The organism is Paenibacillus hebaui, from assembly GCF_051934385.1.
Classification (GTDB): Bacteria; Bacillota; Bacilli; order Paenibacillales; family Paenibacillaceae; genus Paenibacillus.
The window spans coordinates 5,108,691-5,130,693 of sequence record NZ_CP196836.1; the positions used below are offsets into that span (position 1 = coordinate 5,108,691).

The 22,003-nt window shown below is 50.9% G+C and carries 14 protein-coding genes; 1 reads left to right on the plus strand and 13 read right to left on the minus strand.

Going from position 1 to position 22,003, the window contains the following annotated elements:
* Positions 1-352 precede the first annotated feature (352 nt).
* The 5 genes from ACR32F_RS23240 to ACR32F_RS23260 all read right to left on the minus strand — a co-directional run bounded on the left by ACR32F_RS23240 (position 353) and on the right by ACR32F_RS23260 (position 14,594).
* Positions 353-3,772 (minus strand): SbcC/MukB-like Walker B domain-containing protein, encoded by a 3,420-nt coding sequence (locus tag ACR32F_RS23240; protein WP_440111183.1) that lies wholly within the window; start codon positions 3,770-3,772, stop codon positions 353-355.
* Complete coding sequence (locus ACR32F_RS23245) at positions 3,769-4,953, minus strand: exonuclease SbcCD subunit D (protein WP_440111185.1); 1,185 nt, start codon at positions 4,951-4,953, stop codon at positions 3,769-3,771. Before ACR32F_RS23245 ends, ACR32F_RS23240 begins: the two co-directional genes overlap by 4 nt.
* 59 nt (positions 4,954-5,012) lie before the next feature.
* On the minus strand, positions 5,013-9,494 hold the full coding sequence (addA, locus tag ACR32F_RS23250; RefSeq protein ID WP_440111187.1) for a helicase-exonuclease AddAB subunit AddA: 4,482 nt from the start codon (positions 9,492-9,494) through the stop codon (positions 5,013-5,015).
* A complete protein-coding gene (addB, locus tag ACR32F_RS23255; RefSeq protein ID WP_440111189.1) occupies positions 9,491-12,997 on the minus strand; it encodes a helicase-exonuclease AddAB subunit AddB in 3,507 nt (1,168 codons plus the stop codon). The genes addA and addB overlap by 4 nt, the downstream gene beginning before the upstream one ends.
* A 196-nt stretch (positions 12,998-13,193) precedes the next feature.
* On the minus strand, positions 13,194-14,594 hold the full coding sequence (locus tag ACR32F_RS23260) for a class I SAM-dependent rRNA methyltransferase (RefSeq protein WP_440111191.1): 1,401 nt from the start codon (positions 14,592-14,594) through the stop codon (positions 13,194-13,196).
* 493 nt (positions 14,595-15,087) lie between these two features.
* On the opposite strand from ACR32F_RS23260, the gene ACR32F_RS23265 reads away from it, so the two are divergent.
* A complete protein-coding gene (locus ACR32F_RS23265; RefSeq protein WP_440111193.1) occupies positions 15,088-16,089 on the plus strand; it encodes a Na/Pi cotransporter family protein in 1,002 nt (333 codons plus the stop codon).
* A gap of 48 nt (positions 16,090-16,137) precedes the next feature.
* On the opposite strand, the gene ACR32F_RS23270 is transcribed toward ACR32F_RS23265, so the two are convergent.
* From ACR32F_RS23270 to ACR32F_RS23305, 8 genes are all read right to left on the minus strand, one after another.
* Positions 16,138-16,575, minus strand: coding sequence for an NUDIX hydrolase (locus tag ACR32F_RS23270; RefSeq protein WP_440111195.1), 438 nt, complete (start codon positions 16,573-16,575; stop codon positions 16,138-16,140).
* 105 nt (positions 16,576-16,680) lie between these two features.
* On the minus strand, positions 16,681-18,027 hold the full coding sequence (gene mtaB / locus ACR32F_RS23275) for a tRNA (N(6)-L-threonylcarbamoyladenosine(37)-C(2))-methylthiotransferase MtaB (RefSeq protein ID WP_440111197.1): 1,347 nt from the start codon (positions 18,025-18,027) through the stop codon (positions 16,681-16,683).
* A gap of 2 nt (positions 18,028-18,029) precedes the next feature.
* On the minus strand, positions 18,030-18,794 hold the full coding sequence (locus ACR32F_RS23280; RefSeq protein ID WP_440111199.1) for an RsmE family RNA methyltransferase: 765 nt from the start codon (positions 18,792-18,794) through the stop codon (positions 18,030-18,032).
* Between the two features lie 143 nt (positions 18,795-18,937).
* Positions 18,938-19,618 (minus strand): site-2 protease family protein, encoded by a 681-nt coding sequence (locus ACR32F_RS23285; protein WP_440111201.1) that lies wholly within the window; start codon positions 19,616-19,618, stop codon positions 18,938-18,940.
* 3 nt (positions 19,619-19,621) lie between these two features.
* Complete coding sequence (gene prmA, locus ACR32F_RS23290; RefSeq protein WP_440111203.1) at positions 19,622-20,587, minus strand: 50S ribosomal protein L11 methyltransferase; 966 nt, start codon at positions 20,585-20,587, stop codon at positions 19,622-19,624.
* A 164-nt stretch (positions 20,588-20,751) separates the two neighbouring features.
* Positions 20,752-21,144 carry a hypothetical protein gene (locus ACR32F_RS23295; protein WP_440111205.1) on the minus strand — a complete coding sequence of 131 codons (393 nt, stop codon included), beginning with the start codon at positions 21,142-21,144 and terminating at the stop codon, positions 20,752-20,754.
* A complete protein-coding gene (locus ACR32F_RS23300) occupies positions 21,137-21,316 on the minus strand; it encodes a YfhD family protein (protein WP_079349667.1) in 180 nt (59 codons plus the stop codon). Before ACR32F_RS23300 ends, ACR32F_RS23295 begins: the two co-directional genes overlap by 8 nt.
* A gap of 220 nt (positions 21,317-21,536) precedes the next feature.
* On the minus strand, positions 21,537-21,905 hold the full coding sequence (locus ACR32F_RS23305) for a hypothetical protein (protein WP_440111208.1): 369 nt from the start codon (positions 21,903-21,905) through the stop codon (positions 21,537-21,539).
* Positions 21,906-22,003 lie beyond the last annotated feature (98 nt).

Genomic DNA, 22,003 nt, shown 5'->3' on the forward strand with positions numbered 1-22,003 from the left:
GAAAATAAAAAAAGAAACACCCCGTGAGCGGATTCCTTGCGGAAGTCGCTCCTTGCGGACGTCTATTCAGGAATCTTCCTGATCAGACGTCCGCCGGGGTGCTTAAATAAAAGTTTGTCGGCTTAACTGTAGTATAACAGCGGGATGAATCTGTATCTGTGAGCTAACTCACTCCATTGTATGAAAAAAGTGAAAAATTATATAAATGCCCACACCTTAAACACAGGAAATGATCACATTCGTAACCTTAAAATGAGTTCGTTATAGACATCATTTGAACACGGACTTCTGCCTGACGTTGCTCGGTATGAGTGAATCCTCCGTATCAAGCAGGTTAGAAATCCGCTCCCTTCTACAACGTTTCCAATACAACCCGTGAGCCGCCTCCAGTTTCGCCTGCCGGGATAACCACAAGCTTGCGTGGTAGACGCGCCCGCAGCTCTGGAACGTGACTGATGACACCGACAGCAAGGCGATCATCATGCAATTTTTCCAAAGAGGTAATCACGGTATCCAGCAGTTCGGGGTCAAGTGTACCGAATCCTTCATCCAGAAAGAAAAATTGAAGCGGATACTGACCTCGCAGCTGAATCTGGGCGGATAGAGCCAAGGCTAGTGACAATGAGGTCAAAAACGTCTCGCCACCTGACAACGTCGATACCGGTCGTTTGACACCCCCGTTGGCATCATCACAGATGACAAAGCCACCACCCGAATCCACTTCAAGCGAATACCGTTGTTTGGTCAGAAAGCGCAGACGCTGCGAAGCAGCCTGGCTAACCTGCATTAACTGTTCTTCCGCAATGTACTCTACAAAGGCGTTACCTCTGAAAGCTGCTTGAAGTTTGCTAAGCAATTCTCCTTGACGACTTACCTCCAATCGCTTGTTCTCCAGTTCAGTCCAGCGAACATGCCGCTGCTGCACATCCTCCAGATCGCGTTCTGCGCGCGCCCTGGCACGAAGGGCAGCCTCATCCTCTGTCCGAGTCAGTTGCAGGCGATCGGTGCAGGCCAACCACTGTTCCTCGGATACAACAGCACCACCCAGTTTCTGTTCCAGCTCACGTAGCTGGGATGCCAGTTCACGCTCACGCTCCCGATGCTGCTGGATTTCCGCAGCCAGTCTCTCGACTTCTTCAGATGGGATGGCTGCCTTCAACACGTCATTTTCCGAGTCAAATGGCGATTGATCCAGGAATTGCTGCCAACGGACTTGAGCCTGTTGCAGATGCTCTGTCGCTGATGCAGCAGCCTGATGAGCCATGACGTCTTTCTTCGTTGATTCCTGCTTCAAAGCATCCGCTTCCTTGAAGCGTTGTGCCGAATCAGCAGCAGCTTTCCGCAGTCCATCCAACCGAGTCTGGGCCACTGTTATTAAATCCTCTACCCGTTGCTCGCCAACCCACTGGCGCAAACGCTCTTCCTTCTCGGCAAGCTGTTTGCTGTTGCCTTGCCATTCGGTCTGCCACTGGATCAGCTGTTTGTCCAATTCAACCAGCTTCTGTTGAAGGGATTGTAACATCTGTTCCTTTTCTTCAAGGAACGTGACGCTTTTGTTCAAGCGTTCCTTGATGTCTTCCGCGCGCGCATCGCGCTCTTGCATCGCCTGATAGAGGGCCTTGGCCTCCTCCTGAGCGATGCCCGGCAGTTCCGTGGCCCAGCGGTGCTGTAATACAGCAGCTGCGGCTTCGCTCTCGGCCAGCTTCCGCTCCGCCTGGACGAGCCCGGCACGGCCGGCCTCTTGCGCAGCAGCCGCTTCCATGCGGCGCTGCTGCGCGCCCACAGCCGCCTGCTGCAACGCGGCGGCTTCCGCCTGCAACGGCGCTGCAGCGGCAGCCAGCGCCTGCGCGGCTTCGCGCAGCGCAGCGGCACGCGCCGCCCAGTCCGCCGGGGAGCGCCCGTGTGCGGGCGACCCGTCAGGCTCTGGCTCCGCTGCCGCAGGCGCGGCCTCGGCTGCGGCCGGAGCTTCGCCGGCCGCAGCGCCAAGCTGCGTCAGCAGGCTGCGACGTTCGTGCAGCTGCTGGCGCAGCCCAAAGCGCAGCTCCTGCAGCTCCGCGTGCAGGCTGCGCAGCAGTTCCAGGTCCGCATCGCCTGCGTGCGGACCTTCTCCCGGCGGCGCAGCCGGGAGCGGGTGGTGTGCGGAGCCGCACACCGGGCATGGCTCGCCGTCGCGCAGCTCGGCGCGCAAGGCGGAGGAGAGCCGGTGCAGCTCCTGCTCACGCATCATGCCGCGCAGCTGCTCCTCCGCCCTAGCCAGCAGACTCTGTTCGCGACCGATGTCCTGCTCACAAGCGAGCAAGGCCTCAAGACCTGCTGACGCCTGTGCAATCAGATGCTGACGCTGTTCACTCAGGCGGCTCTCTTCCTCGGCTGCTGCATTCAGCTTACTGGCACTCTGATCCGCAGACTGTTTGTATCCCCGCATCTCATCCGTGGACTGACGCAGCTGCTCTGCGGCCGTATCCAAACGATGTTTCTGTTCCAGTGCAGCCTGTAGCTGTCTGCGTTCCTCCGACTTCACTTCATTCGGCTTGAGACTTTCCTGCAACTCCTCACGCCGTTTGCGACCACGCTGTTGCAGTTCTTTCTCTTTCTCCAACTGATGCTCCAGAACCGTCTGCTCACTCTTTCCCTGTTCCAGAAGTTGCGAGAGACGCGTACTGTCTTCCTTCAGTTCATCTCGTTCCAGCTGTAGCTTTTTGGCCTGTTCCAGTTGTTCCAGACGAACCAGCAGTTTTGGTTCTTCCTCAGCCATTTGCGCACGGGCCATCTCGGCCTTCTCTGCTTCCTGAACGGATAGACGCTCATGTTCCACCGCTTGCTGGTGAGCAAGCTCGGCTGCATCCTTACGCAATTTTTGCTGCGTTACTGCATCACGCATCGTCTGTAAGGCAGGCAGTATGGCAGCTGCAGCCCCGGATTGCTTCAGCCGTTGTTCGCCTGCTGCAATTGTTGGCTCCTGTTCCTTCAGCTTTTGCTGTTCCTCCATACGGGCCTGTCGCTCATGGCTTAACTCACGTACTTTGCCCAACTGCTCGGCTTCCTTCACAGCTGCATCCAACGCTTTGCGAGACAGTTCAGACTGTTTAACTGCCGCTTGAAGAAGACGCTTAATGTCTTCCAACGTCTCCTTGCTGGCATTACCAAGCCCCTGTTGTTCAGCAGCGAGGGATTGATGAACCATGTCGTTGTCCTTTACCCGGCGGCTTAACTTGATGCCCAGCTGATCCCCATACTTCTCCAGATGGAACAACCGCTGCAACATCTGCCGTCGTTCACTGCCTTTTAGCGACAGAAACTCGGCGAACTTCCCTTGCGGAAGTACCACTGCCCGTGTGAAATCATCCATTTTCAATCCGATCACATCTTCAACGCAGCGATTAACATCTGCCAATCTGTCGGCAAGTACCTGTTCTTCTCCGTTGACCGTCTCAATGAATTTACAGATCGTACTACTTACCGATACCTCGTTGTTTCGTTTGAAACGACGCTCCACCCGGAATCTCCGGGCTCCTTCAGCCGATACCAATTCGAAGGTGAAAGAAACAGACAACGAGTCCTCTGCATGATTCATGATCCCTTGCGTACCGTTAACTGCACGTTCCACTTTCCCGTACATCGCGAGTGTGATTGCATCGAGTAGCGAGGATTTACCACTGCCTGTAGGACCAAAGATTCCGAATAAACCCGTTTCCGTCAGCACGGTGAAATCAATTTCCTGCATCTCCCGATAGCTTTGCAGTCCCGCAACTTTTAATAGAATCGGCTTCATCTTCCCTCTACCTCCTCACGCACACCCGGCTCGTCTTCATCCACAAGTTCCAGAAAAAGCTGTACCAGACTATCTTCCGGTTGCGCACCGCCTGTCTGGCGCTGATAAAACTTGCGGAAAAGTTCGTGTACCGGCAGCTCGGATCGTTGCTCCAAAAGTCCTGCTGCAGCCATCTCAGGATACACCGGACGAATATGAATGATGCCCTCATGTGATCTTCGCAGTTCCTGGATTTCCTTCAGGGACATCGCTTCGTCCAGCCACACTTCCATGTCGATAAAAGCCTGTGTATCTCGTCCTTCATCCAGCCAGCGATATACCTCGGCCAGACCGCCACGCGCCTTCCAGCGAACAAGTTCACGTCCAGAGGTTAACAATACCTCTTCCACATGGGCAGCTCCACCTGGTGACAGATCAACCATCGTAACAGACTTGCTCTGTCCCGCTTCTGAGAAACTGTAGGCGAGTGGAGAACCACTGTATCGGATCACACCGTCTCCTTTGACAGCCTGTGCACGATGGAGATGCCCCAGCGCTGTGTATTGCGCACCCGTAGATAAGGCTGAAGGATCTACCGTATAAGCTCCGCCTACCTGAATGGGACGTTCCGAATCACTTTCGACTCCACCCAAAACATAAATATGGCTCATCGCCAAATTCACCTTATCCGGACGAAAAGAAGAAGCCAGCCGCTGCATTAACATGGCCACACGTCGGCTGTATGCCTGCCGGAGCACATTTTCATCTCCATCTGTTGCCAGCAGTTCATTCAGTCGTGCTTCCGAGGGATATGGCAAAGCTGCAATCTCTGCAACCTCTCCGGTTCGCTTTGCATGAATGGTTACTGCTTCTGAGGTAGGCATTCCTACGAGTGTAATCCCCTGCCTGTTCACAAGCGGGGTGACAGAAGCCACCCGCTCCGGCTGGTCATGATTTCCTGCGATCACCACGAGTGGTCTTCCACGTTCCGTTAGACGTGCTGCGGCTTCGTAAAAAAGCTGCTCCGCTGTTGCCGGCGGATTGACAGAATCATATACATCCCCAGCCATCAATATGGCATCCGCTTGCTGCTCATCCGCCAGTCTGACAAGCTCATCGACGAAATCTTCCTGCTCACGCAGTCGGCTTCGTCCTTCCAGCGTTTTTCCCAAATGCCAGTCACCTGTGTGCAAAATACGCATCGTCCGTTCAACCCCTCTCCCCTGTAAATCGATTGCTTCCAATTTCCAATCCGTACCTGTTACAATTTCACAGCATGTCCGCCATCAAAAAAGTACAGCCACTTCCGGTCTACTTTTCGACCCAAAATATCTTCAATGGCCCGTCCATACAGTTCGAGCTGGAAGCCATAGTTTTCCGTAAGCTTGCGCAGTCCACCGCGGTGTTCCAACACCCGATCTGTCTTATAATCGAGCAACACAAGCTCGCCATCCACCTCATACAGACAGTCGATAATACCCCGTACCAGCACCGTTTCATTTTCAATCGATGCCTGCATTTTGCTTTCTTCCTTCACCATCTGCATGTCTGAGTTCGGTGACAGTTCACGTAGCCATTCTGCAGGAGATTGATGTGCCGGAAGTCCGTAAACAAACGGAATCTCCCGTTTCACCCACTCTGCACGCAACAGCTCTGTCCCTGGTTCTGTATCGAAAAATCCGACCAATTCTTCGAGTTCGATAGCCTCCGCCTGATAGGGAAGCAAAATCTGAAGCTCAAGCAATCGCTCAATCGTCTGCTCAATAATCTGTAAATCAATGACGGGTCCATCTACAGGCAGATGCTGCATCAACGTATGATACACGGTGCCCCGCTCTGTCCCTGTCAGTTGTGTCTCCTCCATAAATTTGGGACGACGCAAATGCAGTTTAAAGGCTGAGTCTTCCTCTGAGCCCGGCTTATAACTATCTTGTTTGGGGCTGAACGTTTCTTTTCGGATCGACTGATTTTTCATCACCTCATCTGAGGCCAACCCACCCTCCAGCTGTTCCCCATTCAGTTCACCCGATGCGCTAATCTGTTCATGGTTAGCGTTGTGCTTCTCCTCATCCATCCCTCGGTTCTCATGAACCAGGAATGTCTCGGACTGTTCTCCCAGTTCCTCCATCACCTGTACTGACGGATGGTCCTGCATCGTAAGCAATGTTTTCAACTCGGTGACGGATGTGCTGGCTGCCACTTGAGTTGCTGCTTCATAAGGATATGTCCACGTAAGCCGTCTATCGACCTCACGGATCAACCGTGTCTGCTCTTCTTGATCAACTACTGTGTCCCCATCTTCAGCTCCAATGTCCTGTATAGCCGCATCTTGCCCACCCTCCATCAGCACTGTTGCGGTTGAGGATGTAATCAGCTTCACAGGCTGAACCGATCTTAGGGCAGCGACTCGATCTTTCCGTACCTCTGTCATCCCGTCTTCTTCGCCAAGCGTTGGATCCACAAAAATTTCTCGGGATGCCTGATCGGCAGAGATGACGGAAATGTCCCATCGAGATTCATCCTCCATGAGACAGGCGGCAAACGAGTCATTGCTGCCTGCAAGCTCGCGCAGCAAACCCGCGTCCCGATGTCTAATCAGAGATGGCCCAATCCAGTCCAGGTAACTCCGACCTGCCGCAAGCAAGTAATCAGGCAATACCAGCTCCGGGCTGTCCTTGACCTGCGACCATGCCACTGCTTTTTTGGCAGCATCTTTCACGGTACCCACCAAAATCATTTTCTCTTTAGGCCGGGTTAGCGCAACATATAGCACTCGCATCTCTTCAGCAAGCAGTTCAAACTGGGCACGACGCCGAATCGCCAAATTTGCCAATGTAGGATAGGCAACCCGGTTCTCACGATCTACAAATCTCGGGCCAAACCCCAGCTCCTTATGCATCAGAAACGGCGCGTTCAAATCTTGCTGATTGAACATTTTGGATATGCCCCCGACAAAAACAACCGGGAACTCCAAACCTTTACTCCGGTGAATCGTCATGATGCGTACTGCATTGTCCTGCTCACCCGATCCGCCTGCAACGGTCCCGAGATCTCCCCCGTTCTCACGCAGTCTGGATACATAAGTCAAGAAACGGAACAACCCGCGATTTGCAGTAGCTTCCTCATATTGCCTTGAGCGATCGTACAGCGCCTTCAGGTTACTTTGACGCTGCATGCCTCCCGGAAGACCACCAACCCAATCCAGATAACCCGTTTCCCGATACATACGCCAAATGAGTTCACTCAGACTCCCTTGCCTTGCTTCAAGCCGCCACTGTTCCAGCTGACGCATAAAACGAACTAACTTTTGTTGCAGCTCTATGCTGAACCCGTTCTCCCTATCCACAGCCTCGTCTATGTGTCCACCCATACCTGCATCTATACCAGCATCTATAACCCCATCTGAATCTGCATCCACATGGGATTCATGCAGATGTTCAATAACATCTGCCTCGGCGGATACCGCCGATTCCCGTTGCCCTTGTTCCATTTCCGACCAGGCTTCCGGCCATTGCATCTGAATTACGGTAGAATCAGAATTCGCATTTTGCCCAGTATGTCGTCCGAGACTGTTAGAGGGATCTCCCAATCCTCCTGTAGCTGATACAACTGCATCATAGAAAGACTGCCTCTTGTCACCCAGACGAATCTGAGCCAATTCCTCTTCATCCAGTCCGACAATCGGGGAACGAAGCACGGAAGCGAGCGGAATATCCTGTCTTGGGTTATCCACAATCTGAAGGAGAGACAACATGATTTCCACTTCCGTTGCCTGAAAATACCCCTTGCTTTGCTCTCCTCCAGCAGGAATACCCTGTTGTCTGAATTCCTCAATCATGAGCGGAGCCCACATTAAGGTAGAGCGCAGCAGGATAACAATGTCACCGTAACGTGCCGGACGCATCGTTTGCAGGGCCTTATCATATACATGGAGAGCAGGTTTGTCTGTATCCCCAACCATCTCACGAATACGTCGAGCCATAGCCCGCGCTTCCAGTTGAGCGGTTTCGAGCTCGGCACTCTCCAGTTCAGCTGAAGCCAGAGCATCTCCATTTTCATCTGCGCTTTCTGTCAGATCAGGTCCTCCGCCTTGACGATCAATCAGCATAAGTTCAGGTGTGTATGCCTCATTTCCAAGGGTCTCTGGCGGGAAAGTTGCCCCATAAGCGAGCTGTGCCCGCTCATCATAGGCAATTTCGGCCACCCCTTCGTCCATAAGCTGCCTGAATAACATATTGACCGAATGTACGACTTCTTCACGGCTGCGGAAATTACGTGCAAGATCAATACGTCTTCCTGTACGCAATGAACCATTCTCACGAGTCACATCTTCATCCGTATTCGCTGAATATTGGCGGTACTTGTTCAGAAACAGACCCGGCTCAGCCAGACGAAAACGGTAAATACTCTGTTTGACATCCCCAACCATGAATCGGTTGCCAGGATTCTCCCTGGAGATCAGCTTTACGATATCTTCCTGTACCGTATTTGTATCCTGATATTCATCCAGCAGCACTTCATCAAAACGTGCCCGATACTCCATTGCTGCATCGGAAGGCATCGACAGATCAGGCGTAGAATCCTCGTGTCGCAAAATGTGAAGACAGTAGTGCTCCAGATCACTGAAGTCAACTTGTCCACGTTCCTGTTTAGCCTGTCGGTACCGTTCTCCAAATGTAGTGACCAATTTGGACAGTTCCTGCATTAGGGGGGCCGCCTGCTCCAGCTCCTGCCAGAACGAAAACGCACTTCTTCCAAACAAAGATCCTTTCAGGTCCGTCACCGTTTTTTTGGCAGCTTCACGAAGTTCCTTCACCTGCTCTTGTAGCCCAGGATCCGTCTGGTCTTTTTTGCAAGGCTTCAGCTTGCCGAATGCTGCTGGCTGGAACACTTCAGGCAACCTCTCCCATGGGATGACCTCGACAGCAGACAGAAGCTCTTCCACCATCATTAAATCTTCTTTTAACGTCTCAGCATAAGGCGCCGGACCTTCCGGCTGCATGGAGATACTGATTCCTTGACGAAGCAGTCCGGCAGCACCGCTTAGGGCAAGAGCAGCATCGCGCAGAATACTTTGAACCCATGCAGAATGACCAAGGGCTTCTACACTTTCTACCTGAAAAGCCGATGCCATTTCTGCCAGCCAGTGATCTGCCCAAGAATGACTGCGGGAGAAGTCATACAACCTCTGTACCAGACGATGCATTGCATCATCGTTTCGTTCTCCACTAAACCAGTCCACCAGTTCGCGGAATGTACTGCCTTCATCTTCTTCGCCATACTTTTCCTCAAACAATTCTTCCAGCAGTTCCTGCCGCATGATTTCGGCTTCATTTTCATTCAAAATTCGAAAAGCTGGGTTCAACGGAATTTGCTGGTAATAACGACGAATGACTTCCATACAGAATGAATGCAAGGTTGTAATGGATGCACGCCCAAGCAGCGACAGCTGTTTACGCAAATGTTCTTCTCCAGGCTGTTCCTCGAGGGCACGTTCCAGTGCTTCCCGAATTCGTTGCTTCATCTCGGCGGCAGCCGCTTTGGTAAACGTAGCTACAAGCAAGCGATCCACGCTGAATCCTTGGGAAGGGTCTGCGATCTTGCGAATAATCCGTTCAACTAATACGGCTGTCTTGCCTGATCCCGCTGCTGCGGCAACCAGAATGTCTTCCCCGCTCTGCGAAATGGCACTCCACTGGTCATCACTCCAGAAGCTACCTTCCGGTTTTGGCATATTCGTCATGATGTTTCCCCTCCCTTGTTGTGAGACAGCATGTCCCAGATTTGCTGTTTGCCCGGTTTGGACAACAGATTATATTCATTTCCTTCGATATTTTCGTCAAATTGACAGACGGGTTTATACGGACAGAAGGTGCATGCCACTTCTTGCTGAATGCGGTAAGGCTCGATGGCTACATCCCCGTCCGTGATCCGGGTTCCAATCTCACGAATGTTGCTTCGCACCGAAGCAAGGAGCGTATCCCACTGCTCTGGGGTAGCTACAGAGGCACTGCTATAAAAGCTGCCGTCCGCCTTAAGGGCAACCGGAATAATGGCTGAATACCCCTTATCCAGGGTATGGTCCATTTGAGCGATTGCATCCCGGTCCGCCAGAAGCAGGCCTTTCATTTTGAACCGTTTCAGCAGTTCCTGTCCTGCCTGCTCGGAAGTCATGCCATTCGCGGATTGCAGCAGCGGGTTATGCACATGGAAATACAATGTTCCTCCAGGCATAGCCGATTCTCCAAGCCATTCCTCGGCAGCACTAAGCAGCACCTCCAAATAGGTGAGCATCTGCAATGATAGACCGTAGTACACTTCATGCAGTTTGAGATCCGTCTGACTAGATTTGTAGTCAATGACACGCAACAGCAGACCATTCTCTCCCTCAGCCACGTCCACACGGTCAATCCGACCCACAATTTCCATCACACAACCATTTTCCAGTTCAAAACGTAATGGCGGCAGTGGTTTATCCGGTCCAAAATCAAGCTCCAGCCCAATCGGTTCAAAGCTTCCACGTCTGGACTGTTCACCCAAAATAACCGATGCCCGACTAACAATATCCTTCAGCTTGCGGAAGATATAACCGTATCGTTTGGTACTGAGCAAAATTTCTCCCTGCAGCTGTGGTGCAATCTGCTCCACGGTCTGCTCCGCTTCCTTGCGGCATTGCTCTGGAGTCAAGCTGCCCCAACTGCGATTTTCTTCACGCAAACGCATCGCCAGTTGACTGAGTGCAGCATGGAATAGCTGTCCAATATCGGGAGCTTGTAGGCGATACAGTTGCCGTTCTTTCAAACGCAATCCATGGGATGCAAAATGGGAAAATGGACAAGCGACAAACCGCTCCATCCGCGAAACACTGGTCCTTACCTCTGTCCCATATAGTCTGCGGCTGGTAGCTGTACGTAGCGGTAACGCCCGATTACGATAAAAGACCGATCCGAGCAATTGCTCCAGCTGAGGTCTGCTCGTCTCTTGTGAGACATGCCAGTTATAGACTGCCCACCACATTTCAGGAATGTCTTCTCCACGGCGCCACCTGCGCAATTGTCCGATCAGAGCGGATAGGCTCTGGCCTGGATGAATTGCGTAAGGCCAATGTGCAGCTTCGAAATGTGTAACAGGTGGCTGGGCAAGTAACGGCTGTTCACTCAAACCAAACATCTTCCGTACATGCCGCACAATTTCCGAAGGAAGCAATGGTTTCCCTTCATCATCAGCAACCGGATAGCTCATCCATAACTGGCTGCTGGCTGCTGTCAGGGCAGTGTATATCAGAAAACGTTCATCCAGCATTTGTCTGGTCGCCCCTGGTCCAAGTGCCATCCCTCTTTCTGTCAGCAACAATCTCTCCTGCTCGGTTAATACCCCATCATCCTGAGGTACCGCAGGCAGTTCACCCTCAACCGCCCCGAGGATAAATACGTATTTGATATCCTGGAGACGCGTACGATCCATCGAGCCCACCAACACCTGATCGAGTGCTGGCGGAACCAGACCCAGCTTCAGCTCAGTCAATCCGGTCTCGATCAATCCGGCAAACAGATCGATATCCAGGCGTTCGGCCCCCATCATATCGACCATCTGATCCAACAGGTCAAGCACAGCGCCCCACATCTGCCGATGCTCTCTCGACCGTTCGGGATCACCCTGAGCCTTGGCTTCAGCAGACATGTGATCCAGCTTCCATGGAATCTCTGCATCTTCCAGCAGCCTGTAGAGGGCAGCGCACTGTTCTTTGGCTGTCTTCGCCTTGTTCATCCGTTTCTCAAATACACCCATCGAATCTGTAATGACTGACCGACAGTTCTCCATCAAAGACAACATCTTTTCTCGTCCGCGATTGCGGCCGTCCTGACTGTTGTCTTCCAGGGACAGACTCGGTACATACTTCCATGGTTTGCCGTCTGTCCAGCGGTATCCGTGGATTCCGCAGGCCAATATATAATTTTCTAGCTGGTCCATATCTTCACGGGTGATGGAACCATCACGCGGGAGCAGCAGATCCGTTTTGACACACCGAAATACATCCTCATAACGCCAGCGACGACGAACAATATCCAGTGCCGAACGTATAAATTCAGATAACGGATGATGAAGTTCATTTCTCCTGCGGTCCAGAAAGACGGGTACGCCATAATCTCTGAACAGCGGTTCGGCAATATCGGCATATGCATCCAATTGACGAACAAGCACCGCCATATCCCTGTAACGTGCACCTTCATCCTGCGCCAGACGACGCATTTCACGCAGTGCCCCTTCCATCTCTGCCCGACGGCTCTCGGCTGCATAAAGTTTCACACCCGAATCACGGTCTTCGCTTTTCCAGCGAACCCGGCGGTCGAAACCAGCTTCCAAATGGGCAAGTCCAGGACTGCCTTCATATCTCGGCAAAATTTCCGAATCGAGCAGGGTTGTTTCATTAGATACACCCAGATCTTCAGCCATCCCTTTGAGACGCGCGTAGGCACTCGCCGTGGGATAGAACAGTTCGAGTTCTCCAGGCAGTGTCCCGTGATCATAAGGCCGATCCAATGTCAGGGCAATCGTCATGGAAGATGACTGGAGCATCAGCCGACCGATAACACTCATTTCCTGTGGGGTAAATCCCTGAAAACCGTCAATCCAAATCTGTGCATCCTGTAACAAGGGGCTTTCCGACAGACGCTCTGTAAGTTCAGATAATGTGTCTTCATCATCAATATATAGCTCAGTCAGTTCCTGTTCATAGTCACGATATATAAGAAGCAAGTCATGCAGCTTATCCCCCAGAATTGGCGCAGAAGAAGATGATGTATTCCATGTGGAAAGTCCTTCTTCCAGTGACGCGGGGTCAAGTTCATAACGTTTAAACTCACTGTATAAGTCATTCAAGTCTCCTATAAAGCCCAGTTGACTGCCTGAGGCTCCAAACAGCTTCAATTCTTCCTTACGGCGCTGGAGTACTTTATAGAGCAGCATCTTTTTCCCTTCGGCTCCAATCGGAATACGAGCAGAACCGCCTGCTTCCTGCATTACCCGATAGGCCAATCGGCGAAAACCGAGCACTTCAGCACGCATAGAACCTTTGATTACTCCTGAGAACACCAATGCCTGTTCGGTACGAAACGAACTCTGTTCCGGAACCAGCAGAATGAGCGGTTTGCCTTGCGGCTCCTTTTGAAGCAGGGATGTGATTTCCCGGGTAATCAGCGCACTCTTGCCGCTGCCTGCCCGGCCAATTACAAAGCGTACGGACATGTCTAATCCTCCAAACCATCACGAACAAGATTTTAATTCCCAGTATAACATATCTGACTTGGTTCGGAACATACGTTTGCCACTATCCGGCAAAACCGGAGATCATCTCCGTTAACACAGCAAAAAGCCCGCAGCAGTTGAAACTGAGGACTTTTTGCTGTGATCTATGCTTGACCCAGAACGGAATCCGGTTCAATTATTGCTTTTTACTGCGCACTTCGAAGATGGCAAATTTCAGGTAGTGGCCTTCGTCCACGCCCAAAATTTGCGGATGGTCCTTACCGGCTGCTTTCCAGTCAATCAGACGTAGCACTTTACCTGCATCCTCGGCCGCATCCGCAATTGTTTCCAGGAAGAGGTCAGGACGCATATGATACGAACAGCTTGCCGTCACCAAATATCCGCCCTCATTCACCAGTTTCATGCCTTGCAGATTGATGTCCTTATACCCGCGGCATGCACCTTTGACTGCTGATTTCGTTTTGGCAAACGCTGGCGGGTCGAGGATGACCACATCAAACGTTTTACCACCGACTGCAAGCGCTTTGGAGGTATCCACCTTCTGTTCGCCAGCACGCGCACGTACGTTGCGCTCATCGAGTCCTTTAACCTGCTCACGTAAGTACTGGAATGCATCCGCAACAACGAACTCGACTCGGTCAGTGAAACCGTTTAGTTCTACATTGGTTCGTGCACTTTCAATCGCATGCTCCGAAATATCAAGACATGTTACTTTTTTGGCTCCATACTTGCAGGCGTTCAATGTGAAGCTGCCCGTATGAGAGAAACACTCCAATACTGTGGCGCCATCCCAATAAGGGAAAGTTACCACCTTGCCGCTTTTATTCACAGGCAGCATTTGATCCACACCATCCTGCTCAGCCTGTTGGAGTGTAATGCCACTCTTGTAGCCCCAGCCCTTCATGAGCGGTTCGATGGCTGCACGATTCTCGCGTTGATCGAAGAAGTAGCCTGTCTTCTGGCCTTCCACGATATCCACTTTAATGAGCAGCCCGTTCTCTGTTACTGTGACGTGCCGTGGGCATTCTCCGTAAAGCGGCCCTTTCGTTTGCTCCAAACCTTCCAGTTCACGAATGGAGACATCACTGCGTTCATAGATACCTTCTGGCTGCATTACTTCGACTAATGCTTGTACGATTGCTTCGCGGCAACGGTCCATACCCAGTGTAAGCAACTGCACAACGAGGATACTGCCAAAGCGGTCAACAATTAATCCTGGCAGAAAGTCAGCTTCCCCATAAACGAGACGGTACGCCTCCCCATAAACGAGACGGTACGCCTCCCCATCCTGGATAAAACGTTCCCGGTGGCGCAAGCAATCGGCAAAACGTGCTGCAAAGAACGCCGTGTCCATCTGTTCGAACTCTAGGGGTTGATAGGCTACGACCCTTACGGTGATTTGAGATGCAGGGTTGTAATAGCCGGTTGCGAGATACCGACCTTGATGATTCAATACATTAACCAGGTCTCCCGGTTCCGGGTTTCCTTCAACAGAGGCGATTTCATTGTTAAATATCCATGGGTGTGCATGTTCAAGCCGCTTTTTGCGACTGCGTTCGAGTGTAACTGAGGGCAAGGTAGATCCACTTCTTTCATAGTTAGTTGAAAAGATAGGTTGGGTGCGGCACTTAAGTGACGTTCCGGTTACGAATCGATCTTCCGATCGCTGTTGTCTCCAGATTTTTTTGATTCCCTTTCTTAAAGGAAAAATCCGGAGACAAAGGCGCACGCTTCGCTTCTTCAGATTCGATTTCGTCCCCTCCACTACGTTTGCACGAATCACCGTATCTTTCGAATTGGGGTGTGGCAATTTGGGTGACCGCTTCGGGAATGGATCGGACTTTCGATCGCTGTTGCCTCCAAATTTTTTGATTGATATTCAAAGGTTAAAATTCGGAGGCAAAGGCGAGCGCTTCGCTTCTACAGTTCCGATTCCCTCCCCTCCGCTACGTTTGCACGAATCACCGTATCTTCGAATTGAGATGTAGCAATTCATTCAGCCTGTCATGGTTGTCCTCACTTACTCATAGGATGAAATAAGGAAACGGACGGAAGGAATGATGTTACTCATGTTCAGAGATGTTGTGCTACCACTATTATATGGGCTTATCATCTTTTTTGGTGGGATGAAGCTGATGGAAACGGCCTTGCAGCGGATGGCTGGGCCCATGCTGGCAGGTTGGCTCAATCGGGCTACCTCTGCTCCCTGGAAAGGCATGGCATTCAGCGCGGGCGCAACTGCCCTCCTGCAGAGCAGTACCGCCGTTACCGTGCTGACCATTGGGCTGGCTAACGCCAGGCTGCTCAGCTACGGACGCACACTCGGCATTATCCTTGGCACCAACATCGGGACGTGTCTGACGACGGAACTGGTCGGGCTGCAGATCGGACGTGCTTCCCTGCCACTGCTTGCGCTGTCCCTGACGGGATGGGCCGTCTTTGTTGTACTTGGTGAACGCAATCAGACCGCTCCTGAGCGCACACGCCGGACATTGTTTAACATGCAATACAGTTTCCTCGCGTCCGCCGGGTTTGCCCTCGTCATGACTGGCATTCAAGTGATGCAATCCATTGCTATCCCTCTGCGAAGCATGGGGGTATTTCAATGGTTTCTGGACCGCTCAGCCGACAGCTTGTGGTGGGGCTTTCTGGCAGGTGCCTGTCTGACCGCGCTCATTCACAGCAGCGCAGCTGTCATTAGCATGGCAATCACGCTCGCAGCCACAGGTGTACTGCCTGTGGAGATCGGCATCGCCATTGTGATCGGGTCCAACGTGGGGACCTGTATCACAGCTGTTATTGCTGCCGCTGGCGGAGCATCCGCAGGCAAATTTGTCGCAGCCTCCCATGTGATATTAAACATTGCGGGAGCGCTGCTCTTTATGCCGCTGATCGGCCAGCTGCATGCAGCTTCGGCCTGGCTGTCAGCGGATAACGGGGCACAGATTGCGCATGCCCAGACCCTTTTTAACGTCACCAGTTCCCTGCTTGCCCTGCCGTTCTGTTACTTGCCTATCTGGCACAAAAAACCACCAGTCTCCACCCCAATGGCGAAATCACCCGTGGCCTGATCCTCTTGCTCTCTCTGGACAAACAGGGCAACTCCACTGGAGGGGCGCTTATAGGTTAATGCCCAATTTGTTCAATGCCACACGTAAAATGCTATCGTTGTTATCATATCCGTTCTGCTGCTGTCTAGACCATGCTTCTTGCGGAGTGTACCAATCTACCCCTTTGATCTCTTCGATCTGAGGCTGCAAATTGCCGCTCTCTGCTTCAACAAGATAGTAATGAACTTCCTTGTCCACTGGGCCAAATTCTGCGTGCTGATAGGTATAAGCAATGACATCAACAGGTTCTACAATTCGGCCCACCATACCTGTCTCTTCCAAAATCTCGCGCAAGGCTGTTTGTTCGACGGTTTCTCCCTCTTCCATCTTTCCCTTGGCGAGCGTTGTTTTGCCATAACGATCTACAATCATTTGAATTTGAAGACTTCCGTCTTCCCCTTTTCTATATACGACTCCGCCTGCTGAAATTTCTTTTTTGTTCATCATGCTCTCCCCCAATAACGGAATAGTCTTCATTTTTCGCAAAAGAAGGACCTCATCTCCCCGGGTAAACACCCCAAGGAAATGAAATCCTTGTTTCTGACGTCTAGATTACATCGCTGCGGACTTCAGCTTTTCTTCCAACACACGAACCAGCGTAGCCTGGCTTTCGTTCACACCAGCCTCGGTCACTTTGACACGGCATACTTTACCCACCATGTCCATAGAACCCTCGAACACCAGTTGAATGTAATTATCGCTGTAGCCATGGAGTTGTCCACTGCCCTCACGACCTTTGGCTTCGCCTTCAGGAATAACATCCAGTACCTGCCCGACAAACTGCTCCGCATAAGCCAGTTGCATTTGCTCAGATAAATCAATCAGTTCATGCACGCGTGCATTTTTGACCTCTTCGTCCACCTGATCTTCCATTCGTGCTGCGGGTGTTCCGGTCCGCTTGGAGTATGGGAATACATGCATTTCCGAAAAACCGATTTTCTGCATCAGTTCATAGCCGTTACGAAACATCTCGTCCGTCTCACCCGGGAACCCCACAATGACGTCCGTTGTAATCGCCACGTCCGGCATCGCTTCCCGAATGCGAAGCATTTTGTTGTAAAACTCTTCCGTTGTATATTTGCGGCGCATGCGCTTTAATACCGTGTCATCGCCTGCTTGTAACGGAATATGGAAATGGCGAACGAGCTTGTCTGAACGTTTGATCACATCCAGCATACGGTCATCAATCTGACTCGCTTCGATTGAACTAATCCGTATTCGCTCCAGACCCTCCACTTTATCCAAGTCCCACAGCAGATCCGTCAGATCATAGTTCTCCAATTCATCACCGTATCCACCCGTGTGAATACCTGTAAGGACAATCTCCTTATATCCGGCGTGTACGAGTTGATGTGCCTGTTGGATGATACTGTTGGATTCCCGACTACGAGAGAGTCCACGCGACCACGGAATAATGCAAAACGTGCAAAAGTTATTGCATCCATCCTGAATTTTCAGAAAAGCTCGGGTACGATCAGCAAAATCAGGAACATCCATTTCTTCGAATACCCGGGTTTTCATAATGTTGCGCACAGCATTCACTGGCAGCCGTGATTCCTGAATTTCATTAACGTACGGTATAATTTTGTCCCGATCCTGTGTACCAATGACGAGATCCACACCAGGAATGTCCAGAATCTCTGCCGGAGAAGTCTGGGCGTAGCAGCCAGTAACGGCTACAATCGCATCCGGGTTACGCCGAATGGCACGACGGATAATTTGGCGGCTCTTTTTGTCGCCGGTATTGGTCACTGTACAAGTATTAATCAAGTATACATCCGCTGTCTGTTCGTCAAAGTCCACTTGATCGTATCCTTCATTCTTGAACAATTGCCAAATCGCCTCTGTATCATAAAAATTAACTTTGCAGCCTAAGGTGTAAAACGCCACGGATGGCATAATTACATTCCCCCCATTTCTCCGGATTCATATAGAATACAAGTTAGCGCCGCCATTCCCGCCGTCTCAGCCCGCAAAATGCGTTTGCCCAGTCCAACAGATACAGCACCTGCCTGATCGGCCTGGGCCGTCTCCTTCTCGGAAAACCCACCTTCCGGTCCAACCACGATCAAAACCTCAGCAGTCGCACCGGGTGCAAGCTGCTCAACAAACGGCTTCAGCGCATCTCTCAACTGTTTACCATTCTCTTTTTCATAACAGTAACATACCAGACTATAGCCATCAAAAGAAGATAACAGCCCTTTCCAGGAAAGTGGCTGTTCAACGGATGGAATGCGGTTTCGATGACTTTGTTCAGCAGCTTCTTTCGCTATTTTCCGCCACCGTTCCAACCGTTTGCCCTCTTTCTTGGCATCATACTGTACAATCGTACGCTCAGACAGGAAAGGAACAAACGAGACCGCACCAATCTCGGTACATCTCTGAATGACCGTCTCCATCTTATCGCCCTTCGGCAAACTTTGAGCCACGGTTACACGTATACGTGCTTCGTGGTCCATGACCAGAGGCTCCACAATATTTGCCGTCACCTGTCCCACTTCAATACTTTCAATTTCCACTAAAGCTTCTCTGGAGTTTCCGTCACTGACAATCAGTTTATCTCCAGGTTTACCCCGCATCACCTTACCGATATGACGTGCATCATCACCGGTGATGATCACAATGTGTTCATTAAACTGTTCTGCAGATACAAAATATCGCTGCATTAGTCTGTCCACCCATTCTATCCTGTTATGACTGGAACCCACCCTGCCTGACGGCAGGCGTGAATCCAATCGCCACAGATGATCATACAACTTTTATGTGCTTCTGACCAGTATATCAGTCCAAACTCTGCGTGCTGTCTATCCTATCGATATAATTCAATGATTAGCTTGGCCAGATCAAGATACATCGTTTGAGCGAATTGATATAAAGGTTGAATCGTTGCATTTTGCAACGGAGGAATAACAAGAATCAACAGGAAAATAAAAATGGACCATTGCTCCACTCCCTGCAGCTTGCGGCTGATGGAAGGCGGCAGTACATCTTCAAGAATCCGGTAACCGTCCAGTGGAGGCAACGGAATCAGGTTAAATAAAAACAGGAAAAAGTTCGTCAGGTTAAATATGGAGAAAAACATCGATATCGCCGTAAGCAAACGCTCATTTTCAATACTACCCAGTGCCCCTGAACCCACCAGAGAAGCATAGATGATCGTACCGATGATCGCCAGCAACAGATTGCTCAGTGGCCCTGCTACGGATACAATGACACCCATCAATCTTGGTTTGTCGAAGTTGGCCCGATTAACCGGAACCGGACGTGCCCAGCCGAAGCCAGCGATAACGAGCAGCAGCACACCAAACAGATCAAAGTGTACAACCGGATTCAGTGTGACCCGACCTAATAGCTTGGCCGTTGGATCACCAAATTTGTTGGCAAAATACGCATGCGAGAATTCATGCACTGTAAATGCAATCAGGATGGTCAGCAGGAAAAATGGCAGCTGTTCGAGCGGATAACGAAAGAGAGAATTCAGGAAGTCCATACGTTACCTCTTTCTGGCTACATATGCCAGCCAGTCCTCATCGCGGTGGATTGCACTAACTTCAAACCCGGATGCCACTAGTGCATCTTGCACAACCTGCTCTTTATTTTTCCAAATGCCCGAAACAATATAGATACCGCCAGACTCAAGCGCGTTATAGACATCATCTACGAACAACAAAATGATCTCAGCCAGAATGTTCGCAACGATAACCTTAACGGGCAGTTTTACACCAAGCGCAGGGTCCTGATTCCCCAGAACAGACAGCAGATCACTCTCTTTAACGGTAATTTGTTGCTCCAGCCCATTCAGTTCCACATTCTCCTTGGCACTGATGACCGCAACCGGATCGAGATCCAGCGCCAGCACATGTTTTGCGCCAAGCTTTATTGCTCCAATAGCCAAAATGCCAGAACCTGTACCTACGTCAATAACCTCCTCGCCGCCTTGAATCACCGTTTCCAGTGTACGCAAGCAGAGTGACGTGGTAGGATGGGTCCCTGTACCAAAAGCCATGCCTGGATCAAGCTCAATCATTTTCTCATCTGGACTTTCTGGCGTATACTCTTCCCACGTTGGTTTAATCGTCAGACGTTCCGATACACGGACCGGCTTGAAATATTGCTTCCAGGCCGTCGCCCAGTCATTTTCATCCACGGTGCGAGTCTCAAAACGAATCTCCCCTGTATCAATTCCGAATTCGGAGAGTTCCTCGATTCTCGGACTAACTTCGGACTGTAATGCGACCATGTCAGTACCTTCGGAGAAGTACCCTTTGATAACCGCAAAGCCTTCAGGTATATCATTCAAAGGAACATCGTATAACTCACCATACGTCGTGTCACGTTTTTTATTTAAAGTACCGGACTCTTCGATCGAAACCCCTCCAGCACCCGCTTCATGTAAAAAATTCGAAATCATCTCCACAGCTTCTTCTGTGGTATGTATTGTTAGTTCATGCCATAACATACTTGGTTTTTCCTCCTCATTTTTCAAACATCCCAACTATTGTACTACACATGCGAGCCCGAGTACAAAACCGTTACAGTAAAAGAATCAACAAAAAACAGGATACCCGCAGCCTAACTGCTCGAATATCCTGTCTCCGTTCCATCCAAACCTGTTTCACTTGTTTACCAAAAGCGTCCGCCGTTCTGCGTAATCATCTCTGCTGCTTGCGGAAGAGAATCACTGGATACGGATACCGTCAGCAAAACCTCTTGCCTCGGCCTGCCTGCAGAGCTATTTTCCGAAATGTCGAACACCTGACCACCTGACAACATCTCCGTCTCATCACTAATAAGAGCAAGTACATTCAGTTCCCCACTGAATCCCCCAGCGATAGCTGTAGGAGAATGATCTGCTCCAATCGGATTCTCTGAATGCAGTGGTGCTGATTCGTTATGAAGACTCTCAACGCTCAATTGGTTCGGATGCAGCAATTCCAGGGCTCTACGTGCAGATTCGGCCTCGGACCAGCTCGTAAAAACCGCTTCAATGATCACAGGCGAGCGATCTTCAGTCATGAATCTCCCGTCCCTGACGACGATCAGCCGCTTCACTACGGCGCAGGGCCTCTACATCTTCATGGTCCGCAGCTTCAGCACTGAATTCCACGTCCTCATTTTTGGCGGACTGCATTCGTTTCATCTTTTCCGTTTTCGTTAAAATCTTGCCTGGACGTTCATGTTCTGCCATCGTTATGCTCCTCCTTCAAATTAAAATGAACTAATAAGTGTTACACTGTAACACTCCGATTGTAGTCCCATCCTCCGATCGCTGTTATCCCCAGATTTCTTCAATTCCCTCTTGAAGGGAGAAATCCGGGGATAAAGGCGAACGCTTCGCTTCTTCAGATTGGTTCTACACTCTCCGTTAAAGTGTAATTCTCTGTCCATCTTATATAGATCTGGTGAAACTAGATCATTCCGCCGGTTTCTTCAATAATGGAAAGGGCCCGGTGATGTACTGCTTCGTCCACAACAACGGTCAGCAACACATCCCTGCCCGTCGGTCCTCCTTGTCCGCCATCACTCATCCCGCTTGCAGAAGGATCAGCTGCGGCCATGATTCCAGCGGTGGAGTTTGTTCCGAGCGCATCCGGTACCCAGGAAGAGAAGCTGCCGGAAACTCCAGGCTTGAACGATGCTCCACTCGGACCCACACCCGCATAACGACTGAATCGATTGATCGACAGGTCCTCCACTCGTAATGCCTCCAGTTTTTTGGCCGCCCCTTCCGCCTGCTCCGGGCTATGAAAATAAGCCAAAATATTTTTCTCGGTCATCCGATCACCTGCTTCCGTAATTTCGGTACATCAGTTATACCACTGATGCTCACGTCTGCTATCTTTCCTCAACGTTGTCCATATTATGCAAAAAATCC

Coding starts and splice junctions, on each gene's coding strand:
- ACR32F_RS23280 (WP_440111199.1), bottom strand. CDS start 18,794: ATGCAGCGATATTTTGTATCTGCAGAACAGTTTAATGAACACATTGTG.
- ACR32F_RS23305 (WP_440111208.1), bottom strand. CDS start 21,905: ATGACCGAGAAAAATATTTTGGCTTATTTTCATAGCCCGGAGCAGGCG.
- prmA (WP_440111203.1), bottom strand. CDS start 20,587: ATGTTATGGCATGAACTAACAATACATACCACAGAAGAAGCTGTGGAG.
- ACR32F_RS23245 (WP_440111185.1), bottom strand. CDS start 4,953: ATGCGTATTTTGCACACAGGTGACTGGCATTTGGGAAAAACGCTGGAA.
- mtaB (WP_440111197.1), bottom strand. CDS start 18,027: ATGCCATCCGTGGCGTTTTACACCTTAGGCTGCAAAGTTAATTTTTAT.
- addB (WP_440111189.1), bottom strand. CDS start 12,997: ATGTCCGTACGCTTTGTAATTGGCCGGGCAGGCAGCGGCAAGAGTGCG.
- ACR32F_RS23270 (WP_440111195.1), bottom strand. CDS start 16,575: ATGATGAACAAAAAAGAAATTTCAGCAGGCGGAGTCGTATATAGAAAA.
- addA (WP_440111187.1), bottom strand. CDS start 9,494: ATGACGAATATGCCAAAACCGGAAGGTAGCTTCTGGAGTGATGACCAG.
- ACR32F_RS23295 (WP_440111205.1), bottom strand. CDS start 21,144: ATGACTGAAGATCGCTCGCCTGTGATCATTGAAGCGGTTTTTACGAGC.
- ACR32F_RS23265 (WP_440111193.1), top strand. CDS start 15,088: ATGTTCAGAGATGTTGTGCTACCACTATTATATGGGCTTATCATCTTT.
- ACR32F_RS23240 (WP_440111183.1), bottom strand. CDS start 3,772: ATGAAGCCGATTCTATTAAAAGTTGCGGGACTGCAAAGCTATCGGGAG.
- ACR32F_RS23300 (WP_079349667.1), bottom strand. CDS start 21,316: ATGGCAGAACATGAACGTCCAGGCAAGATTTTAACGAAAACGGAAAAG.
- ACR32F_RS23285 (WP_440111201.1), bottom strand. CDS start 19,618: ATGGACTTCCTGAATTCTCTCTTTCGTTATCCGCTCGAACAGCTGCCA.